The organism is Mangrovimonas sp. sgz306409 (assembly GCF_059735265.1).
Genome location: NZ_JCAPEU010000001.1, coordinates 567391 through 589652, shown reverse-complemented (window position 1 = coordinate 589652; position 22262 = coordinate 567391). Strand labels below are relative to the sequence as shown.

20 protein-coding genes are annotated in these 22262 nt (G+C 37.0%); 2 read left to right on the top strand and 18 right to left on the bottom strand.

The features are described from left to right. Positions 1-2: 2 nt before the first annotated feature. The 10 genes from AC6I5C_RS02590 to AC6I5C_RS02545 are packed head-to-tail and all read right to left on the bottom strand — an operon-like array spanning position 3 to position 9708. Positions 3-431 carry a DUF2061 domain-containing protein gene (locus AC6I5C_RS02590; protein ID WP_497903807.1) on the bottom strand — a complete coding sequence of 143 codons (429 nt, stop codon included), beginning with the start codon at positions 429-431 and terminating at the stop codon, positions 3-5. Then, positions 432-1226, bottom strand: coding sequence for a 3'(2'),5'-bisphosphate nucleotidase CysQ (gene cysQ, locus AC6I5C_RS02585; protein WP_497903806.1), 795 nt, complete (start codon positions 1224-1226; stop codon positions 432-434). Next, a complete protein-coding gene (gene rfbD, locus AC6I5C_RS02580; protein WP_497903805.1) occupies positions 1226-2080 on the bottom strand; it encodes a dTDP-4-dehydrorhamnose reductase in 855 nt (284 codons plus the stop codon). Before rfbD ends, cysQ begins: the two co-directional genes overlap by 1 nt. Beyond that, a complete protein-coding gene (gene rfbC, locus AC6I5C_RS02575; RefSeq protein ID WP_497903804.1) occupies positions 2077-2622 on the bottom strand; it encodes a dTDP-4-dehydrorhamnose 3,5-epimerase in 546 nt (181 codons plus the stop codon). Before rfbC ends, rfbD begins: the two co-directional genes overlap by 4 nt. After that, on the bottom strand, positions 2622-3488 hold the full coding sequence (rfbA, locus tag AC6I5C_RS02570; protein WP_497903803.1) for a glucose-1-phosphate thymidylyltransferase RfbA: 867 nt from the start codon (positions 3486-3488) through the stop codon (positions 2622-2624). Before rfbA ends, rfbC begins: the two co-directional genes overlap by 1 nt. 1 nt (position 3489) lies before the next feature. Continuing rightward, a complete protein-coding gene (rfbB, locus tag AC6I5C_RS02565; protein ID WP_497903802.1) occupies positions 3490-4533 on the bottom strand; it encodes a dTDP-glucose 4,6-dehydratase in 1044 nt (347 codons plus the stop codon). A gap of 7 nt (positions 4534-4540) precedes the next feature. Next, positions 4541-5611: a hypothetical protein gene (locus tag AC6I5C_RS02560; protein ID WP_497903801.1), complete on the bottom strand. Its 1071-nt coding sequence runs from the start codon at positions 5609-5611 to the stop codon at positions 4541-4543. Between the two features lie 12 nt (positions 5612-5623). Further along, positions 5624-7315 carry a DUF6909 family protein gene (locus AC6I5C_RS02555; RefSeq protein ID WP_497903800.1) on the bottom strand — a complete coding sequence of 564 codons (1692 nt, stop codon included), beginning with the start codon at positions 7313-7315 and terminating at the stop codon, positions 5624-5626. 24 nt (positions 7316-7339) lie between these two features. Then, entirely contained in the window at positions 7340-8842 is a 1503-nt protein-coding gene (locus AC6I5C_RS02550) for a GH3 auxin-responsive promoter family protein (RefSeq protein ID WP_497903799.1), read from the bottom strand. Beyond that, entirely contained in the window at positions 8842-9708 is an 867-nt protein-coding gene (locus AC6I5C_RS02545; RefSeq protein ID WP_053976527.1) for a M23 family metallopeptidase, read from the bottom strand. The genes AC6I5C_RS02550 and AC6I5C_RS02545 overlap by 1 nt, the downstream gene beginning before the upstream one ends. A 115-nt stretch (positions 9709-9823) precedes the next feature. Between AC6I5C_RS02545 and AC6I5C_RS02540 the strand changes: the two genes are divergently transcribed. Beyond that, a complete protein-coding gene (locus tag AC6I5C_RS02540; RefSeq protein WP_053976528.1) occupies positions 9824-9997 on the top strand; it encodes a twin-arginine translocase TatA/TatE family subunit in 174 nt (57 codons plus the stop codon). A gap of 90 nt (positions 9998-10087) precedes the next feature. Here AC6I5C_RS02540 and AC6I5C_RS02535 read toward each other — a convergent pair whose 3' ends face one another. The 3 genes from AC6I5C_RS02535 to AC6I5C_RS02525 all read right to left on the bottom strand — a co-directional run bounded on the left by AC6I5C_RS02535 (position 10088) and on the right by AC6I5C_RS02525 (position 13978). Further along, positions 10088-11062: a DUF4837 family protein gene (locus tag AC6I5C_RS02535; RefSeq protein WP_497903798.1), complete on the bottom strand. Its 975-nt coding sequence runs from the start codon at positions 11060-11062 to the stop codon at positions 10088-10090. 16 nt (positions 11063-11078) lie between these two features. After that, positions 11079-12665, bottom strand: a complete 1587-nt coding sequence (locus AC6I5C_RS02530; RefSeq protein WP_497903797.1) for a lytic transglycosylase domain-containing protein — start codon at positions 12663-12665, stop codon at positions 11079-11081. A 125-nt stretch (positions 12666-12790) separates the two neighbouring features. Then, positions 12791-13978 (bottom strand): phosphoglycerate kinase, encoded by a 1188-nt coding sequence (locus AC6I5C_RS02525; protein WP_497903796.1) that lies wholly within the window; start codon positions 13976-13978, stop codon positions 12791-12793. Positions 13979-14136: 158 nt separating this feature from the next. Between AC6I5C_RS02525 and AC6I5C_RS02520 the strand changes: the two genes are divergently transcribed. Next, entirely contained in the window at positions 14137-15285 is a 1149-nt protein-coding gene (locus tag AC6I5C_RS02520; protein ID WP_497903795.1) for a DNA polymerase III subunit, read from the top strand. Between the two features lie 24 nt (positions 15286-15309). On the opposite strand, the gene AC6I5C_RS02515 is transcribed toward AC6I5C_RS02520, so the two are convergent. The 5 genes from AC6I5C_RS02515 to mnmG form a co-directional block, all read right to left on the bottom strand. After that, complete coding sequence (locus AC6I5C_RS02515) at positions 15310-16155, bottom strand: DUF4249 domain-containing protein (RefSeq protein WP_497903794.1); 846 nt, start codon at positions 16153-16155, stop codon at positions 15310-15312. 4 nt (positions 16156-16159) lie between these two features. After that, positions 16160-18535 carry a TonB-dependent receptor gene (locus tag AC6I5C_RS02510; RefSeq protein ID WP_497903793.1) on the bottom strand — a complete coding sequence of 792 codons (2376 nt, stop codon included), beginning with the start codon at positions 18533-18535 and terminating at the stop codon, positions 16160-16162. 105 nt (positions 18536-18640) lie between these two features. Continuing rightward, positions 18641-19162: an OmpH/Skp family outer membrane protein gene (locus AC6I5C_RS02505; protein WP_497903792.1), complete on the bottom strand. Its 522-nt coding sequence runs from the start codon at positions 19160-19162 to the stop codon at positions 18641-18643. A gap of 219 nt (positions 19163-19381) precedes the next feature. Further along, positions 19382-20233 (bottom strand): class I SAM-dependent methyltransferase, encoded by an 852-nt coding sequence (locus AC6I5C_RS02500; RefSeq protein WP_497903791.1) that lies wholly within the window; start codon positions 20231-20233, stop codon positions 19382-19384. A 68-nt stretch (positions 20234-20301) separates the two neighbouring features. After that, entirely contained in the window at positions 20302-22182 is a 1881-nt protein-coding gene (gene mnmG / locus AC6I5C_RS02495) for a tRNA uridine-5-carboxymethylaminomethyl(34) synthesis enzyme MnmG (protein WP_497903790.1), read from the bottom strand. Positions 22183-22262 lie beyond the last annotated feature (80 nt).

The window sequence follows — 22262 nt, the reverse complement described above, 5'->3', positions numbered from 1 at the left end:
ATCTAGTCATTGTTTCTGTTTGGTAACCCGAAATTAATTTTGTACCAAGTACGCTCATGCAAATAATATAACAACATTTTTGTAACTACTTCAACAGACGCAATTTTAAAACCTGTTAGGGGATTTCCAGTTACTATCCAAGCCAATGTCATTGTATCCATAGTTCCAACCATACGCCAAGTAATAGTTTTGGCGATATGACGCTTCCTACTCTCTAGAATCTTCCCATCTTTGGAAAGGTTAACTTTAAACCAAACCCGTTCATGTAAAAAGTACAAGACCATTTTGGTAATAACTTCATAAACACCAATCTGCAGACCAATTAAAGGGTCTCCCGAAATAATCCATGATAGTAGTATCGTATCAATGGTTCCAACAAGTCTCCAAGTAACCGTTTTAGCTATATGTCTTTTGTATGAGGCATCCTTCATTTATTTGCTAACCAAGAAATAGCTGTTTAATAAATTTTCTTTGTTATACTGCAAAGGTTCATTGGTTTCTTTTGAAATGACTTGCAAACCTAATGCATTGCAAATGGCCTGTCCTGCAGCTGTATCCCACTCCATAGTTGGAGCATAACGCGGATAAACATCCGCAGCTCCCTCTGCAACCAAACAAAACTTTAAAGAACTTCCCTTTGAAACTATCTCCACATTTTTACCTTCAGCCTTTAAACCTTCAACAAAATCCAAAGTATCTTGATTCATATGCGATCGACTTCCTACAACCTCAACAACATCCGAATCTTTAGCTTTAGGTTTTAAAGGAGTGGCCAATTCAAACACTGTTTTAACATCAATATTATGGGATTCCAGTTTTGCCTTAAAGGCCTTTTTGGAATCTACATCGGCATAGTAAATGGTTTGTTCTGCAGGAACATAAATAACTCCCAACACAGGCTTTCCTTCCTTTACCAATGCAATATTCACAGTAAACTCACCATTACGCTTTATAAACTCTTTGGTCCCATCTACAGGATCAACCACCCAACAAGTAGACCAATCCTTTCTTATTTGATAGTCAACTTGTTTATTCTCTTCACTAATAATAGGAATATTGGTAGGTATCAAAAAAGAATTGATAACACTATTGGAACGTTTATCAGCCTCCGTTAGGGGAGATTCGTCCTCCTTGTATTCAACTTCAATTTTGGAATCGTAAATTTCCATAATTGCTTTACCTGCTTTCAAGGAAGCTTTTATTGCTGTTTCTAAAAGTTCTTTCATTAATCTATTTGTTTTATCGCTTCTTTTAAACTGTCCCTCCAATGAGGTATTTTTATGTTGAATGTATTCTTCACCTTGGTCTTATCCAAAACACTAAAATGAGGCCTTTTTGCTGGTGTTGGAAAGTCTTCAGATTTTATCGGAAAAACCTCAGTCGCTTTTTCACCAATATCAAAAATAGCGTGTGCAAAATCATACCAACTAGCTACACCTTCATTGCTAAAATGATATAAACCGTAGGCTTCACTATTAGAAGAAACTACTTCCAAAAGTACTGTAGCCAAATCCTTAGCGTATGTTGGAGTTCCAATTTGATCTGCAACTATATTTAATTCCGTTTTGGATTCTGTAAGACGCAACATCGTTTTCATGAAATTATGTCCATGTTCCGAATACAGCCAAGAAGTTCTAAAAATGAAATGTCTTTCAAGAAGCTTTTCTAATTCTTGTTCCCCTTGAAGCTTTGTCGCTCCATAAACACCTATGGGGTTTGTTGCATCAGTTTCACAATAGCCAAAGCAGGCATCACCACCAAACACAAAATCGGTTGAAATATGAATAATCTTTGCACCGTGCTCTTCACAAGCCCTAGCCAAATATTTTGTTCCCAAAACGTTAACTTCAAATGCCTTGTCTTTATCATTTTCCGCTTTATCAACAGCTGTATAGGCTGCACAATTGATACACCAATCAATTGTATTTTCTGAAAAGAAACAATTTACTTGATCTTCTTTCGAAATATCCAACTCCGAACTATCTACATAAATGAATTTAAAACCATTTACTGACCGTTCCAAATCCTTGATGCAAGTTGCCAATTGCCCATTTCCTCCCGTAACCAAAATGGTTTTCATATCAGCGCCTTTTCTAAAATTGGTAAAATAGCATCTTTTTCAGACACAATCAATTCTTCGTCGGATAATTGCCAATCTATATTTAAGCTAGGGTCATTGTAAATAATTCCTCCCTCAGAAGCCTTATTATAAAAATTATCACACTTGTATGAAAAAATAGCGGTTTCGCTTAACACAACAAAGCCATGAGCAAATCCTCTTGGCACAAAAAGTTGTGTTTTGTTCTCTTCTGACAATTCAACAGCTACATGTTCTCCGTAAGTTGGAGAATCTGGCCTAATATCAACTGCCACATCCAACACTCTACCTTTTATAACACGTACCAATTTGGCCTGTGCATGATCTCCTGTTTGATAGTGTAATCCTCTTAATACACCTTTTGTAGAAAAAGATTCATTATCCTGAACAAAGGTTATATTTTTACCAATAGCCTTATTAAACCTTTCTTTATTAAAACTCTCTAAGAAATATCCCCTTTTATCTTCAAATACTGTTGGATGAATTATAAAACATCCCTTCAAATTGGTTTCCTCTACCCTCATTATTTTCTATTAAGCAATCCCAATAAATTCTTTCCATAGCCACTCTTTAAAAGCGGTTCCGCCAATGCCTTGAATTGTGTCTCGTCAATAAAACCCATTTCAAAGGCAGCAGCCTCTATAGAGCCTATTTTCAAGCCTTGTCGTTCCTCTATAACCTCAACAAACTGGGAAGCCTGCATCAATGATTGAAATGTTCCCGTATCCAGCCAAGCAGTTCCTCTATCCAAAATGCTTACATTTAAACGTCCTTGTTCCAAATACACTTTGTTGACATCAGTTATTTCCAGTTCTCCTCGAGCACTTGGTTTAATATTTTTGGCAATATCTACAACATTATTGTCATAAAAATAAATCCCAGGAACGGCGTAATTGGATTTTGGTTCCATAGGTTTTTCTTCTATGGAAATGGCATGCCCCTCTTCATCAAACTCAACCACACCATAACGCTCTGGATCATGAACTCGATAGGCATAAATAATACCGCCATCGGGATCATTATTGTTTTGTAATAATTGTGACAAGCCTGTACCATAAAATATGTTATCCCCTAAAATCAAGGCCACCTTTTCCTCTCCAATGAAATCTTCCCCTATAATAAATGCTTCAGCTAAGCCATTAGGTTCCTCCTGAACAGCATATTCGAAATGACATCCGTACTTTTCACCATTACCAAGTAAATCTTGAAACAATGGCAAATCTTTAGGAGTTGAAATAATTAATATTTCATTGATGCCTGCATATATTAACGTAGACAACGGATAATATATCATCGGTTTATCATAAATAGGCATTAACTGCTTACTTACTGACAATGTTAGTGGATGAAGCCTAGTACCTGAACCTCCTGCTAATATAATTCCTTTCATACTAGTTGTATTGAGTTTGGTAATAGGTTTGATATGCGCCACTTGTTACATGGTTTAACCATTCCTCGTTATCCAAGTACCAATCAATAGTCTTACTTAATCCTTCTTCAAAAGTCACAGATGGTTTCCAACCCAATTCTTTATTAATTTTAGAGGCATCAATGGCATAACGTAAATCATGCCCAGGACGGTCCTTAACAAAAGTAATAAGCTGCTCTGAAGTTCCTTTAGGCTTGTTCAATTTCTCATCCATTTGTTGGCATAGCAATTTCACCAAATCAATGTTCTTCCATTCATTAAAGCCGCCAATGTTATAAGTTTCACCCAAGACACCTTTATGAAAAACCAAATCAATAGCTTTAGCATGATCTTGTACATATAACCAATCCCTAGTATAGTTTCCATCTCCGTATACAGGTAATGGTTTTCCTTCCAATATATTGTTGATAAACAATGGAATCAATTTTTCAGGGAATTGATTTTGCCCATAATTGTTTGAGCAATTGGTTATCACAAAAGGAATACCATAGGTTTCTCCATAGGCTCTTACAAAATGATCTGAACTCGCCTTTGATGCAGAATAAGGTGAATTAGGATCATAAGCAGTCGTTTCTGTAAAAAGTCCTGTTTCTCCTAAAGTCCCATAAACCTCGTCTGTACTAACATGATAAAAAAGTTTTTCCTCATAATTATTATTCCATAATTTTTTAAAGGCATTCAAAAGTATCATGGTGCCAATAACATTAGTTTTCACAAAAGCCAACGGATCTGTAATGGAACGGTCCACATGCGACTCTGCCGCTAAATGGATTACTCTATCAAACTTATAGTTTTCAAACAATTGGTTAATATGAGACTCGTCCGTGATATCTGCCTTAAGAAATTTATAATTTGATTGGTTCTCAATATCCTTTAGATTCTCTAAATTCCCTGCATAGGTCAAACAATCCAAGTTATAAATACGATGTTCTGGATACTTCTCTACAAATAGTCTGACCACGTGAGACCCTATAAATCCAGCTCCTCCAGTTATTAGTACATTCATTTTCAATTTATATTTTATCTTTAAATTGATCTAAGTATTTAATAAATCTTAATCCAATTAACACAAAAAATGTTAATCCTGTTAATAAAATCCCATAATAGACCTTGTACCCAAGTTTTCTTCCCATTAAAGTCATTGAATTAGACAAAATTCCCTCATCTTGCTGACTAGAAATTACTTCCACAATCTTTTTAATCTCATCCTTTTCTCTTTTAATTTTTACCAACTCTCTTCGCAATTTGATATCCTCTGAAAACAATTCATACTCTTTGGTAGAGCTTTTATCTGCTGTATTATCAATCAAAATGCTTGTTTGGGAATTCGGATTTTCGTTCATTTTTTCTAGGACTCTTTGATAGACTTTTTGTAACGAATCAGATTCCTTTAGAGACTCCAGAATTACACCTTCTTGATAATTCAATTCATCTAAATCCTTTTGTTGTTCATTTTTAAAGAATTCTATGGATTCTATGTTTTTAATAATTTCCGGAAGAACCTTTTTTAATAGACTCTTTTGAGTTGCGCTTACAGTGAGTCGTTGATATTCATAGTCGTAATCATAGGAATTATCCAAAAACTTTTCAAAATCAATATTATTGGCAAGAGTGGAATCAATTTCCTTTTTAAACTCATCGTATACTTTTAATTTTTGGTTGTTGTTTAAAACGGATTCCATTTCAAAAGCCACCATATTTCTAGCCTCCTCTAAAGTAATATTTAGAGCTGCTGACAAAGATTGAAAATCTTGATCCATGATAAGATCATTATAATAATTCAACAAATTGTATAAGCTCTCTCCTGTATCATAATTTTGTTTGATAACAGCATTTGATGAATATACTGGTTTAGAGATTTTCTGTTTAAAAATTCCAAAACCAAAACCAAGCACTGCTGCACCGATCAAGATTAAAATATTTTTCTTCACAAAAAACACCAAAGCCACAAACAGGTAAAAGAGCTTTGTAAATAGACTGCCTATAAAGTTAAATAACTTTGTAAATAGACTGCCAATAAGAGTAAACAATTGTCCTAAATCCACTTCTTCCGAAGTGTTAGTTTCCGGTAGGTTTTTATTCATTAGTTAGATATGTTAATTTAAAATTTGTTCTAGTATTTTTCTTGTTATTAAATAAGTTGGTTTTACTCCTGAGGTACCCAATCCACCAGAGGCTAAAGTGCTTCCTGTTTCTAAAGGATTATCACTTGCATAGTAAGCATACCTTACTTTGACATCCTTGCCAATATTCCCTCTTACTTTAGATGCCGATTGAATCGCCTTTTGATAATGAGCCCCTTCCATTTCCAAACCAATCACATTCCATGTGGAATTGTAAAAGAATTTCAAAATCTCTTTATTCTGAAGGGAAGTTCCCAACACCGTAATCATAGAGCCTTCGTAAATGCTAATACCATGTCCTTCCAAATCCTTTTTACTTAATTCATTTTCGAAAGGATAATTATCAGCAGTTCCTTCAAATATATGAGCAGATGGTATCATGATATCACCTTTTCCGCCTTCCAAAATCCCAGCTTTCCCCATTAAAGAGATAGATTCAACATTTAGATGCTTCTTATAATCCTCTATAACGACTGGTTTCAAGAGTTCATCCATGGTTTCATAAGCTTGTTCTCCAAAAGCATAATCCATAACCACAATCACAGGTTTATCCCGTTGGAGCTTCTGCTCATCTAATTGCATGTCCACCTTTGATAAATCCATCTTGGAAGTATCAAAAATCTGAACATCAATATTGGTTCCTGAACTATCAGGTATGTACAACATCCCTTGTTGCAACGCCTCCTTATTCACTTTATTACGTAGGGACTCATTGTCTTTCTTACTTAGATCCTGATAAATCTCGAAAATGTCCTTTTTGGCCAAACTTCCTTTTAAAACACTCGGGGTAAACAGGGAATTCATCACACTGTGCATATTGGCACTTATGATGTGAATAGGGCGATCCAACAATTCGTTTTCTATTAAAACTGCTTTAATGTCATCTGCCCAAATTTCACCATGAATATGATGCCCCAATCGTTCTCTAAGAACAGGAGAAAATGTTACCGTTCTTTTGATGTCACTTACGTTTTCCTCGATGGCCAATTTACCCAACCAGTATACAATATGCAACATTCTATCAGGTTGCTTTGATGTCGCAAATTGATTATAGATTTGGGTAATCTCGTTAAAGGTTCTTCCCAAAATATTGGCGGTATGCGTAATTGCAATTTCCCTTTCCTTCTGGGATAATTTTTCTTCGGATAAAACCGCCTTTTCCAATTTCACCCAATCTCTAGTCGTTGTTCCTTGTTCGTCGACAAGCACTCGATTACTAATCTTATGGGATTCAACGAATAAAAAAGTTAAGTGAGTGAGAATATCATATATTTCGGAACGCCCTCTAGTTATCTCAATGTTCATCTGCTCTTCATCGATACGGTAACAATTCCGTCTTCTTTTGGCTGGAATAATCGCTTTGAAATGCGAATTCCCATAGCCTTCATCACTTGTCAAATTGATAAAGGAACACTCTTCGATTCCCAACGGCAATCTATCGATCACATAAAGCAAACCTTCCAGCTCAGCCTTTTCATCCGCAATAGAACCATAAATTTCCGGTCGCAACAACAACAAAGACTCCCTAAGAGTTTCTCCAGAAACTCCCATAGGTTTATAGAAGCCCCTATTGAATAAATGTCGCATCGTGATGTACATTTTTTCAATAGCGCTGGAACTCTCCTGAGCCCTAGTTCTTTCGTGTCTTTTTGCTGTGTTTGCCATACTTGTTAACCTACAAATATAGGACTATTTCGTTAATCCCTGCCCATACAAGGCATCCGCAATTTTCCTGTCGTTGGACAATCTTGGAATTTTATTCTGGCCTCCCAACTTCCCAATGGATTTCATATATTCAGTAAATCCGTTCTTTTTTACAGCGGTTATCTTAAGAGGTCTCAATACTTTACCTTCAATTAAATCGAAATAATAGGTGTTTTGCTGCTGAAGGGATTGATCAATTTTAGCTTCCAAAAAGGCTAAATCCTCAGGAATAGTTTCGAATTCAATAAACCATTCATGATAAGGCAATCCACTTTCTGGATTAATTTGAGGTGCGACCGTAAATTCTGAAATTTCAAAGGAAGTTCCTTCCATTCCTTCTTTCAACGCCTGCTCCACTTCCTTACCAATAACATGCTCTCCAAAGGCCGAAATAAAGTGTTTAATCCTTCCGGAAACAATGATGCGATAAGGCTTTAAAGAGGTAAACATTACCGTATCTCCCACATTATAGGCCCAAAGTCCCGCATTGGTAGACACAATCATCACATAATTCACTCCCAATTCCACATCGGCAATGCTGATACGTTCTGGATTGTCATTAAAAAAATCATCCGCTTTAATGAATTCATAAAATATTCCTGAATTCAATTGGAGTAACATCCCCCTTTCCTTCTGGCTATCCTGAAAAGCAAAAAAGCCTTCACTTGCAGGGAACAGTTCAATGCTGTCCACCTTTCTGCCTATTAAATTTTCAAACTTTGCTCTGTAAGGTTCATAGTTGACGCCTCCATAAATAAAGAGTTCAAAGTTATTGAATACATCGCCAACCTTTTTGCCTGTTTTCTCCTGAATCTTCTCAAAATACATCTGTACCCAAGAAGGAATCCCTGAAATGACCGTCATGTTTTCAGGAAGCGTTTCTTCCACAATAGCATTCACCTTAGTTTCCCAATCGTCTATACAATTGGTTTCCCATGAAGGCATGCGGTTTTTTTGCAAATATTTTGGCACATAGTGGGCAACAATTCCAGACAATCTTCCCAGCTGAATACCGTTTTGTTCCTTAAGAATTGGGCTACCCTGTAAAAAGATCATCTTGCCATCCACAAATTTGGCATTGCCCGTCTCAGCAATATACATGAGGATAGCGTTTCTAGCCGCATGGATATGACTTGGCATACTTTCCTTTGTCAATGGGATATATTTTGCTCCCGAAGTGGTGCCTGAAGTTTTAGCAAAATAAAGCGGTTTCCCTTTCCAAAGTACATTTTCTTCACCCGCAACCACTCTATCTACATAGGGCTTTAAGGCTTCATAATCCCGAATAGGCACTCTTTTCTTAAAGTCTTCATAAGAATTAATGCTCACAAAATCATGGTCTTTCCCAAATTGGGTTCCAGCAGCTTCCGAAATCAATTCATTGAACACCTTTTGTTGTGTTTCTATAGGTTTGTTAGCCCATTTCAACACAGATTTTTTGACTCTTTTTGCGAATGGTTTGGCTAAGGCAGATTTTATTGAAAGCATTAGTTAAAATCGATAAAGTTAGTTGGGTTTACAGGATACCCTCTGTTCCATAATTCAAAATGCAAATGGGGTCCCGTGGAGTATTCTCCCATATTTCCGGCCATAGCAATCACTTCTCCCCCTTTCACCAAATCTCCCTGTTCTTTGGTAATCGCACCATTATGTTTATAAACCGAAATCAATTCATGGCTGTGTTCCAGAACTACCACATAACCCGTTTCGGCAGTCCATTCAGCAAAAATTACGGTGCCATCCGCAGCGGCTTTTACTGGAGTATCTTTAGCTACTACGATATCCACAGCATAATGCTTTTTCTCCACATCATAACCATCGGAAATCGTTCCGCTCACGGGAGGAAACAGCACAAAGTTTGTTGCAGAAATAGCCGACTCAAACAAATTGTATTTGTCTTCCTTTGCTACTTTTTCCCTTAAAAGAGAATCTTCTTTACTCGGCACCAATCTTTCAGTGTTCACTTCATTTTGTACCGCGTTGATAATAGAATCCTTATTCAACTCTTCCGTTTTCACATCTCCGGTCAAGACCTTTTTGATGGAGCTATAATAGCGCTCGTTCATGGTAATAACCTGTTGCAAAGAATCGGTTTTGTAATGAAGCTCGGTAGCCTCCTTCTTTAGGGCTGCTGAAGAATATCCTGGAATAAATTCCCTTAAGGACGTAAAGGCAATCAATAACGTGGTTGCCGCTATTAACAAAATTGAGGAAATAGCTACAATCACAAACACATTCAAACGTGTTAGCTTGATAGCAAAACGCTCTTCAAAAGTATCCTCGTTTAATATGACCAAACGGTACTTGTGCAGTAGCTTTTTGGTGAATTTCTTTTCTTTCTTTTTCGTAGTCATTATGACACAAAATTAAATAAAATAAGTGCAAGTCTTTTTGCTTAATCTTAAAGTTTAGTTTAAAACGTACAATTTGAAGTTTAATTATTAAATTTGCAGTTCTAAATATTATGTTATGAGTTTACTTATGTTACCATTAGTTGTTGGATGGCCACAAATAGTTTTAATTGCGGTGGTAGTTTTATTAATTTTTGGTGGTAAAAAGATTCCTGAGTTAATGAGAGGTTTAGGAAGTGGGATTAAGGAATTTAAAGATGCCAGCAAAGAGGACGAGGATAAAACAACCTAAGTTATTCTTAGTGATAATTTAATTTTATTATAATACAAAAAAAGCCAACTTCTTAAAGTTGGCTTTTTTTGTAAGCTATGGTTTCTTTATCTATTGAATTTTGGCTGACCTGATGATCGCCTCCAATTCAAACATATAATCTCTCTTATCTACCGACGGTGCAAAAGCATATCCTTCAATAATTACGTATCTGTTTTTAGCCTTATCCTCGATAGCGTAGTTGATAAATGGCCCTGCCATAAAATCATTTTTCACCTCCCAGATCCCTTTGGTTTCAATCGTCGGTTTCTTGTCTATTTGAGATTCAAAAACAAAAGGTGCATATTTATTTTCAGTACTCATATAAGAACCTTCCAAACGTCCTTCAATGTGGGTTTTCCCAACCGAATCCCGCATTCTCACTACATCCATAGCCAAACTATCGCCTGGTCTTAATGTAGTTAGTGGCACTGCATAAACCATTAAATCCATAGTTCCAGTAGTGATGTCCTTACGAATCCAGAAGAAACCATCTTCATCCTTAGCCATTCTATACACAGATGGCAACTTTAAAGACACCCCCAATTCTTCTTTTAGCCGTGTATCATCAAATAAGGACAAATTAATACGTCGTTGCTTTTCCTTGATTTCCTCATCTTTTAAAGCTTTGACAATTTCTTCGGAATTAGATTGTAATTGCTCAATAATTTCATCATTGGTTGTGCCAGTTACGTAAACCACCGTTTGAGGCTTTGCAAACACATCATGCCCCAATTTTATACCAGCTTCTTTCCCCTTTTCAACCTTAACAATAATCCTGCTTTTGGTAGTAAACCCAGAAAACACTTGGGTTGGTAACTGATTAATTGTAAACAAGGGTTCGTCAATGGCAAGCCCTGCAACCGGTGCTGCCAAAACATCACGCATGGCTTCACCAACTTTATCTTCCCAAAGAAGATTGTCTACAACAACGGTAAGATGATTAAGATTTCCTGATGATGCTGGTACTAAACGTTGGTTTTTTGAAGCGTCCTTACACCCAAAAAACAGGGTGGCAAAAACAGCTACAATGGCTAAGTGTTTCATTTATTAGTTTTTAGTTTTAGTTAGATACAATAAGCTTCATGCCTACTTTTAATTGTGTACCACTAATACCGTTCCAATCTTTAATATTTTGGACAGAAATTCCAGGAAATTTTTGGGAAATGCCCCAAAGTGTATCTCCTTGCTGCACTAAATACGTTTGTTTTCCTTCAACCTCAACGGTTTTCACAGCACTTTTTGTTTTGGCCGGCGGATCTGTAAACACAGGTTTCCTTGGGTAGATACTCAAGCGTTGACCTATTCTAAGATCGTTGCTTCGCAAACCATTCCACTGTTTGATTTGGCTTACTCTAACGCCATACTTTCTCGCAATTTTCCCAAGATAATCACCACTCCTAACCCTATAGGTAATCTTTACATCCGACTCAAAAAATTGAGGCAATGGTTTTTCTCGCTTGTCAAACTCAGTTTGAGCATAAGCATAAATGTCTTTTTCATTGGCCACAAACCTGCCCACTGCGTGCATTGGCAATCTTAAGGTATAATTTTCATCCTTGATATATGGAATGATATCCAATTTATAAGAAGGGTTTAAAAACTGCAACTCCTCTATAGGCAAATCCAAAACTTCAGACACCTGATCCAAGGTAATCATTTGTTTCACGTGAATCGTATCGGTTTCAATATAGTGAAATTCTGGTTTGATTCTATTGAAACCATGTTCTTCCGCATATTCAAAAATATACATGGTAGCAAAAAAGGCAGGGACATAACCCGCTGTTTCACGTGGAAGAAACGGTCTGATATTCCAATAGTTCTGATAGCCACCCGAACGTCGAATCGCCTTGCTCACGTTTCCAGGACCCGAATTATAGGCAGCTAAAGCTAAATCCCAGTCACCAAAAATCTCGTACAATTTAGCAAGATATTTACTGGCAGCTTCAGTAGATTTAATAGGATCGCTACGTTCGTCTACATAACTGCTTACATTAAGCCCGTACATTTTTCCGGTACCAAACATAAACTGCCATAATCCCGTTGCGCCTACTCTAGATTTAGCCTTCGGCTTTAAAGCAGATTCCACAATGGCCAAGTACTTCATCTCCAATGGCAAATTGTAACTATCTAAAGTCGTCTCAAAAAGAGGGAAATAATACTCACTCAAAGACATAAGTCTATCTAGAGACTCTCGTCTGTTTTTTAAATACGACTTGATGACATTCTCCAGAGAAGGATTGTACTCAATATTGAAAGGTGTTCTAGCATTGAGCTCCTTTAAACGCGCCTTTAAGGTATCTGTAGGCAACTCAGGATATTCAACATCCTCATAAGTCAGCTCTGTAACCGACTTATAAATAGTATCGAATAATGAATTACTGTACAACTCGTCCAGCCATTTCTGGTCTATATCTGCAGCTTGTTTATGGTCTTCATAAACCATAAGAGCGGTAGAATCAGCCACAGGGGTGATTGCTTTAATTTCAGCGCTTTTTCCATCAATCAAGGAATCGACCTGTTTTGGGACAACGGTCTCAACCTTGACAGAATCTTCTTTAATATGCGTTTCCTGCTTTTTATTTTCTTGAGCGAAAGAAACTCCACAACATAACAAAGCGCCTACAACTAAGGTAATAGGTTTGTTCATTTGTAAAAATTATCTGTACTATCAACGATAGATGGCGCTAAAATCGTATTTTTTTGAAACATATAAAAGACCAAGCACTTCTTTTAACAGAAATATAGGCTTTTAAACGACTGGTTTTGTATGGATTACTCTAAAATTGCAGCAATTCCAGGTAGCGTTTTTCCTTCCAAGCTTTCCAACATAGCACCACCACCTGTGCTAACGTAGCTCACTTTGTCTTCAAACCCAAATTGTTTCACAGCTGCTACAGAATCACCTCCCCCAACAAGAGAAAACGCCCCCTTTTTCGTCGCTTCAGCTATAGAGTTTCCTAAAGCAATGGTTCCTTTTGAGAAGTTTTCCATTTCAAATACTCCTAATGGACCGTTCCAAAGAATGGTTTTGCACTGCATTACCACATCATGGAAATTGGCCAACGATTTTGGACCCGCGTCCAAACCTTGCCATCCGTCAGGAATTTTGGTAACATCAACAATTTGTGTAGCAGCGTCGTTGCTAAAACTATCGGCTGCAACTACATCAACAGGAATATGTACTTGTACATTTTTGGCTTTGGCATTCTTCAAGATTTCAAGGGCCATATCCAATTTATCATCTTCACAGATAGACTCTCCAATAGAACCACCTTGTGCTTTGATAAAGGTAAAGGTCATTCCCCCACCAATGATCAAGTGGTCTACCTTATCCAAAATGTTTTCAATAATTGTAATTTTTGAAGATACTTTAGCACCTCCCAATACAGCCAACACAGGTTTTTCACCTGTTTTCATCACTTTTTCAATGCTTTCAATTTCTTCAGCCAATAGGTATCCAAAACATTTGTGCTCTGGGAAAAATTGTGCCACAATGGTAGTAGAAGCATGGGCACGGTGAGCTGTACCAAAGGCATCGTTCACATAAATATCTCCCAATTTTGAAAGTCCTTCAGCAAAGGCTACATCTCCTGCGGTTTCTTCCGAGTGAAATCTTAAGTTTTCCAATAACAACACTTCGCCTGGTTGTAGTGCTTTGGCCGCTGCTTCAGCTTCAGCTCCCACACAATTGGCCACAAATTTTACTTCAACGCCAATAACCTCAGAAACCTTATCTACAATATGACGCAATGAAAACGTATCGTCAACACCTTTTGGCCTTCCTAAGTGCGACATCAACACACAGCTTCCGCCATCTTCCAAAATTTTGATGATGGTTGGCTTTGCAGATACAATTCTGGTATCGTCTGTTACCTCAAACTGCTCATTTAAAGGCACGTTGAAATCTACTCTAATTAAGGCTTTTTTATCTTTAAAATTGAAGTCGTTAATCGTTTTCATAATGTGATGTTTTTTAGTGTAACACAAAAGTAATTAAATAAACAATGCCATAAAATGCGTTTTCCAACCGAAATCGTTATAGGTTGAAAAATATTTTACCTTCTTGGATTATAAAGTCCTCCTCTTCTTTATAAGAGAAATTTACATAGTTTTGCCGTATGTTATTTTCAGATATTTTAGGACAGGAACATTTAAAGAGCCATCTCACACAAAGTGTGGACAATGGCCGTATTGCACATGCACAATTATTCATTGGACCGGAAGGCAGCGGTACCTTGCCCATGGCCATCGCCTATGCGCAGTATATTTTATGCAAAAACCAAAATTCTGAAAACGAAGGAGGCAACGAGGCTTGTAATTTGAAGTTTAAAAACCTCTCCTACCCCGATTTGCACTTTGCCTTTCCGGTGGCTACCAACGACAAGGTGAAAAGTCACCCAGTGTCCTCGCATTTCTTGGAAGAATGGCGTCAATTGGTAGCAGAACAACCTTATGGAAACTTGTTTGATTGGTACAAACTTTTGGGAATTGACAACAAGCAGGGACAAATTGGTGTGGACGAAGCACAAGATATTGTAAAAGCGCTTTCCCTAAAATCATACGAAGGAGGTTACAAGGTTATGTTGATTTGGATGGCAGATAAGATGAATACCGCTGCCGCCAACAAACTACTGAAATTGATTGAAGAGCCGCCTAGCAAAACCATTTTCATCTTGATAGCTGAAGATGAGGAACAGATTATCAATACCATCAAATCGCGTTGTCAAATTTTGCACTTTCCGCCTTTGGCCGAAGAAGTAATCAAACAGGCCTTGATGAAGCAATACGATCTCAACGAAGGAGAAGCCACCAAAATTGCACATCAAGCCAACGGCAACTACAATAAAGCCTGCGATATTGTATATCAAGATTCTGAAGATTTACAATTTGAAGAATGGTTTGTATTCTGGATTCGATCTGCATTTAAAGCCAAAGGCAACAAAGGTGCTATCTTGGATTTAATAACGTGGAGCGAGGACATTGCCAAAACAGGGAGAGAAACCCAAAAACAGTTTTTGCATTTCTGCATCGACTTTTTCAGACAGGCGCTTCTAATGAATTACGGCGCTGATGATTTGGTATATATGGAACCCAAAACCCAGAATTTCAAGCTTGAAAAGTTTGCACCCTTTGTGCACAATGCCAACATTTTGGAGATTAGCGAAGAGCTGCAGGATGCCATTTACCACATTGAGCGGAATGGAAATTCAAAGATCATCCTCACAGATTTATCCATTAAACTCACACGGTTGCTTCACAAAAAATAAGTACAAACTTTTCAAGCCTTCAGTTTATTCAAACGTATAGGAGGCTTTTACAAATTCTGTCACCCTGAAATATCCAAATGGATAGTTGTTTGGATTGGTTTGGTTGACACAATTGCCTCGTAATTGCGCAGCATTGGAACTAAAAGGATCACCACCAGAGTAATATTGTTCTATCAACAAACGCACATAATTGTAGTAGCGTTCTGAAATTCCATAAAGGCTAACTTCAACCGTATCTCCAGGTTCGAAAGCTTCCTCATTGTTATCTTCATCATCCTGCTTTTCCCAAAAATCATGAACTTCATTCCCATTGAAAAATTCATCTGACAAATCTGCCAACAATGGGAAGAGATCCCCTTCTTCATAATACCTAAAGAAATAATAATTCTCTTCATCTGCAGGATCATTGAAATACACGTTAAGTTCCAATAATTCGTCATCAAAACCTCCTTCAACAGACTGCGTCACATTGGTAATATCTGTTACCGGCATCAAGGTTTCACTACCCAAATAAGTTTGGTTGTTGTAAACAACTTCCAAAGTATACGAATCGTTTAAAACAGGAACAAAATTAGACGTTGTGTAGGTTCCGTCATTTTGGTCCTCAAACAAAAATTCTTCTCCTGAATTTGTATTGGTCACTTTCACCGAAGCTCCAGATACACCACTATCCGAAGTAACATCAAAATACGGTGTAGACATGCTGAGTTTTATAAGCTGCTCATTGCCTAAAGTACCCTTCTCCCAATCCAAGGATGCTTCAATTACCAACCTAGGCGTCGCTGTTGTAACTTCAACATCAATAACATCTTCACAAGACATGAAGATTCCAAAAATAGCCAGTAGAATTATGTATATATTGATTTTCATATTTTTAGAATTTAAAGTTATACGTTACCGAAGGAATAATTCCGAAAATAGACAATCTAGTGGCTTCATTGAGTCCAGACACCTTACTTTGACCGAACGAAATAGAGGCCGCATTTCGCCTATTATAGATGTTATATATGCCAAATACCCATTCTCCCTTTAAACGTCTCTCAGGATGCTTATTTGGTTTGTAAACGGCCGATATATCCAAACGATGATATTGCGGCAATCGATCCCTATTTCTATTGGAATAACTCGCTATAGAAAGTCCTTCGTATTCATACTGTCCATTTGGATACGTTACGGGACGCCCTGTTTGAAACACAAAATTGGAACTGAAACTCCATTTATCATTCAGTTGATAAGCAGCTGTAACAGATACATCGTGCGTTCTATCATAAGGTGTATTATACCAATTACCACCGTTAATTCCAGGCCCTCCAGCCTTTCCTCCCAAAGTACGTTGTTCCGATTTTGAAAGTGTATAAGCTAGCCAACCGGTAAATTTACCCTTGGTTTTTCTCAATAACACCTCCATACCATAGGCTCGAGCTTCACCATTTAGGATTTCGGTTTCAATGTTGTTGTTCCCAATCAAATCTGAACCATCGATATAATCAATTCGGTTTTTAATGGTTTTATAGTAGGTTTCCAACTCCAAAGCATACCCTTTCTCTGAAAAATTTCTGTAATATCCCACAGCATATTGTATTGAACGCTGCGGTTTAATGTATTGACCACTTGGCGTCCAAACATCCAACGGTGTCACAGAAGCAGTGTTTGATAACAGATGTAAATATTGGGTAGACTTGGTAAAACTGGCTTTTAAAGAAGAAGCACTGTTAAGCTCATAAGAAAGCCCCAGCCTAGGTTCCAGACCATTATAATCTTTAATAGTTTCACCTTTACTGTAATAGATGTCATCCAAGACTTCTCCCCTTTCGTAAATTTCCAATTCATCATTGTAAATCACAGGTTGATCATTCACATAGGTAGTCATGGCCTGTCCCCCAAGACGCATGAATTGGCTAAATCGTAAGCCATATTGAGCCGTCAATTTTTTACTAATTTGATGTTCCGCACTTATATAGGCCGCCCCTTCAAAAGCACGTTTGTCGTCCAATTTTAAATAGTTGATTGGAGACTCGCTTGATGTTGGACTAACCTCTCCGGGATTTAATAAATAAGAAATACCACTAACCCCAAAATCCAAATCAAGCTTATCATTCAAGTAATACTTTAAATCATATTTTAGGTTATAATTGGCAATATCTGCAATCCAATCCAACTCGATAAAATCCAGCACAATTTGATAATCATATTTACTATAAATCATAGATAAATTAGAAAACAAACGATCTGTAAATACGTGATTCCAACGCAAGTTTCCAGAAACATTACCGTAGCCATTTTCAATGATTTTATTTAAGTTGAAGACATCCCTCCCAAAATATCCAGAGAGATAAATCTTGTTATTACTATTAATCTCATAATTAGCCTTTAGATTCAAATCATAAAATGAAATCTTATCATCCTTAAAGTCCTCGACAGCCTTAAGAAACAGATGTGCATAAGAAGTCCTTCCGGCAATTAAAAAGGAACCTTTATCCATAAAAATTGGAGATTCAGCAGTTAATCTACTAGAAATCAAACCAATACCCCCAGTTAAATTGAAGTTTTTACGGTTTCCTTCCTTTTGGCGCACATCTAAAACCGAGGATACACGTCCACCAAATTTCGCAGGAATATCTCCCTTGTAAAGTTTAATGTCTTTAATAGCATCACTATTAAACACAGAGAAAAAACCGAAAAAATGCGAGGTATTATAAATAATTGCTTCATCTAAAAGTACCAAATTCTGATCTGCCGCACCACCACGCACATTAAACCCTGAAGAACCTTCCCCATTATTGGTAACCCCAGGCAGCATTTGAATGGATTTTACAACATCTACCTCCCCTAAAACAGCCGGCATTTGCTTAATGGTGGCCGCATTAAGTTTAGCGACGCTCATTTCAGGTTTTTTAATATTGATTTGTTCAGATTCTTCGGCGGTAATTACAATCTCATCTAGAGCAGTTGCGGATTCGCTCAGTTCAAAATTGATGGTTTGATCCTTATCCAAACTAATTTGTTTGGTTTGGGTTTCATAGCCCATATAGGAAATGATTAAAGTGTAATTTCCTTCAATAGCCGTTAAGGAATAAAAGCCATATTCGTTGGTAACAGATCCATTATCCGTTCCCTGCAAAAAAGCTGTAGCCCCCATTAAGGTTTCCCCATTGGAAGCATCAGTTATAGTTCCTCTAATCGTAAATTTTTCTTGGGCAAAAACAGAAAAACTAAAAAGAAAGTAAGCAATACATAGGAAATGCTTCATGCAGTAATGATTTAGTTATATTGATTGATGAAAATAATTTGGAAATATTAAATAGTAGTCAAACAAAAAGCCAGTTACTTTAACTGGCCAATATGATATGTAAAACTACTCTTTTGCTTTGTAAGCTTCATTCAGAGCTTCTGTAATGGTTTCGGTAAGATCGTTATCTTCTTTTCCATATAAAACACTAGCAGCAACCTCGCTAGTACCCAATATATAAGTATAATCGTTCTTTTTGCCGTATTCTTTTACAAATTCTTTAACTTCAACAATTACTGAGTCAATTTCAGTTTGAAACTCCTGAGTCATTTGTTCCTGTTCCATTTTGATTTGCTGGATCAATTGCTGTTCCTTCATCCCCAATTCCTGGGACAATTTTTGAACATCATTATCCGACATCCCTCTAGCCTTGTCTTGAGCCGATTTATATTCCAATTGATATTTGGCAATCAAACTATCTCTCAACTTTTGAAATTCTAAGTCCTTTAACTTAAATTTTTCTTCGACATCAATTTTAGCTTGATAATCGTTAATTACTTTCCCGTTATCCACGAAAGCAATTTTTTGTTGGTTTTGACATGATAACAATCCAAGTCCCAAACCTAAAAGCAACGCAATTTTTTTCATTTTATGTATACAATTAAATTTTTCGTAAATGTATCAACTTAGGCGATTATTTCTCAAAACAAGCTTCTATAAAATAATCTTATAACAATCATAATCTACTATTAAAAATCCCTATTAAAAACAACGCGTTTTAAAGCGATTTAAGCCACTTTCTAAAAAAGCTAAGGTAATCCAACAATACACCCCGTAGAAGCTAATTTGAAAGTCTTATTTAAAGTTTCACTTATTTTTTAGCACATAAATTAGAGAAGAATGCTCTCCGGAGCGCTTCGCTTTGAGATTCGATTGAAATCCCACCCAAAACGCTTTAAAAAAATTCATCTTGCCATTTTTGTATTTTTCTGAAAGCAGACTCACATAAAACGCATCAAATGGCATTGGTAAAATATTTTGCACAACCATATCCTGTTCCAAAAACAATTTTGAAACAGATGTTTTAGAAAAATGCCACAAATGCCTCGGCACATCATAAGCCGCCCAATATGATTTGTAATAATTGGCATCGTAACTTTTAAAATTTGGAACTGCAATAATCAAAGTACCATTTGTTCGCAATAAGCGTTTCAATTGTTCGATTTCCTTTTTTAAATCTGGCAAATGTTCCAAAACATGCCATAACGTAATTACATCAAAACTTTGTTCCTTTAACGTCGGCAATTTCGAAACATCAAAAACATTATCCTTTGTTTTTTTATTAGCGATTCCCCTAGCCTCTTCATTAGGCTCAATCCCGCAAACATTCCAATTGGCATCTTGAGCCACTTTTAAAAAATCTCCAGTTCCGCAACCAATATCCAAAAGTGATTTGGATTCTTTACTTACAGAATTGATTAGTTTTAATTTTCTCTGAAGTGAAATATTCCGAACAACATGATATGCCTTTTCAAAAATATTTCGTTTAGCATCGGTATGCGAAATATAATCTTCACTTTTATAATATTCAGGAAGACGTTCTAAAGAAGGTTTTGGAGTTGTCTCCAATAAATCCAATTCTGGATGACGGACCAAAACAAATTCTTCACCCGATACGGAATGATCCTTAACCTTTAAAAACTTATCTGTTTTTGCCATAAAAAAATATTCCTGCAAAAGCAGGAATGTTATGTTCCACGTGAAACACTTTTAATTTATATTTTAAATTATCGCCCCATATACACCAAAAGCACAGAAACGTCACTTGGAGAAACCCCACTTATTCGTGACGCCTGAGAAATGGTAACAGGCCTAATTTTATTTAATTTCTCACGAGCTTCAAAGCTCATATTTGTGATTTTAGAATAATCGAAATTCTCAGGAATTTTAATATTCTCCAACCTATTCAACTTATCAGCATTATTCTTTTCCTTCTCGATATACCCGGAATACTTCACTTGTATTTCGGCTTGCTCAATAACCTCAGGATCCAAATCATGTTCCTGAACATAGGCTTCAACAACATACAATTTACGCATGTCATCAATCGTGATGTTCGGCCTAGAAAACACTTTAAACATCTTATCAGACTGCTTAACCAAAGCCGAATCCTTGCTCTCCAAAATAGGATTAATATCTTCTGGCTTTACACTAGTCTCTTTAAAGAACGACACAAAATCCTCAGCTGAAGAATGCTTTTCCTCCATGCGTTTTAAACGCTTCTCAGAAGCCAATCCCAACTTAAAAGACTTAGGCGTTAATCTTAAATCTGCATTATCCTGACGCAACAAAGTGCGATATTCAGCCCTTGAGGTAAACATTCTATAAGGCTCCTCAGTTCCCTTTGTAATCAAATCATCTATCAAAACACCTATATAAGCCTCACTACGATTCAATATAAAAGCTTCCCTTTCCTGTACTTTCAAAGCAGCATTAATACCAGCCATCAAACCCTGAGAAGCCGCTTCCTCATAACCCGTAGTACCGTTAATCTGCCCAGCAAAATACAAACCGTCAATCAACTTTGTTTCCAACGTATGCTTTAACTGTGTAGGCGGAAAATAATCATACTCTATAGCGTATCCTGGTCTAAAGAATTTCACATTTTCAAACCCAGCAACAGAACGCAATGCCTTAAATTGTACATCCTCAGGTAAAGATGTAGAAAAGCCATTAACATACACTTCAACCGTATTCCACCCTTCTGGCTCAACGAACAATTGATGCCTATCCTTATCTGCAAAACGATTGATCTTATCCTCTATAGAAGGACAATATCTTGGTCCTGTACTTTTAATTCTCCCATTAAACATAGGCGAACGATCAAAGCCTTCCCGCAACAAATCATGAACCTCTGAACTTGTATAAGACATATGGCAATCCCGTTGCTTTGTCAAGGGTTTTGTCACATCAGAATAAGAAAACTTCTCAGGATTTTCATCCCCTGGCTGTACAATCATTTTAGAATAATCCAATGAACGACCATCAACCCTAGGCGGTGTTCCAGTCTTCATTCTTCCAGCATCAAATCCTAAATCAACCAATTGTTCAGTGATTCCTTTAGCCGCTCTTTCACCTGCTCTACCTCCACCAAAATTCTTATCTCCGATATGAATCAAACCGTTCAAGAAAGTTCCATTGGTAAGCACCACAGCCTTTCCTTTTATATCAATTCCCAAAGACGTTTTCACTCCAACCACACGCTCTCCTTCTACCAACAAACTAGAAACCATATCCTGGTAAAAGTCCATATTAGGAGTTTGCTCCAACATCAAACGCCAATCCTCAGCAAACTTCATACGATCACTCTGCACACGCGGACTCCACATAGCTGGCCCTTTGGATTTGTTCAACATCTTAAACTGGATAGCCGAAGTATCACTAACAATACCGCTATAACCACCTAAAGCATCAATCTCTCTTACAATTTGACCCTTTGCAATTCCCCCCATAGCAGGGTTACAGGACATCTGTGCAATGTTCTGAAGATTCATGGTCACCAGCAAAGTTGAACATCCCATATTGGCTGCCGCCGCCGCCGCTTCACTACCAGCATGACCTGCACCAACCACAATTACATCATATGTTTCTTGAAATAAACTCATCATTGTTCCACGTGAAACACTCTTCCATGTTTCATTTAATCGTTAAAAAATAAGTTTGCAAATATACACTGATTTAGTGACTA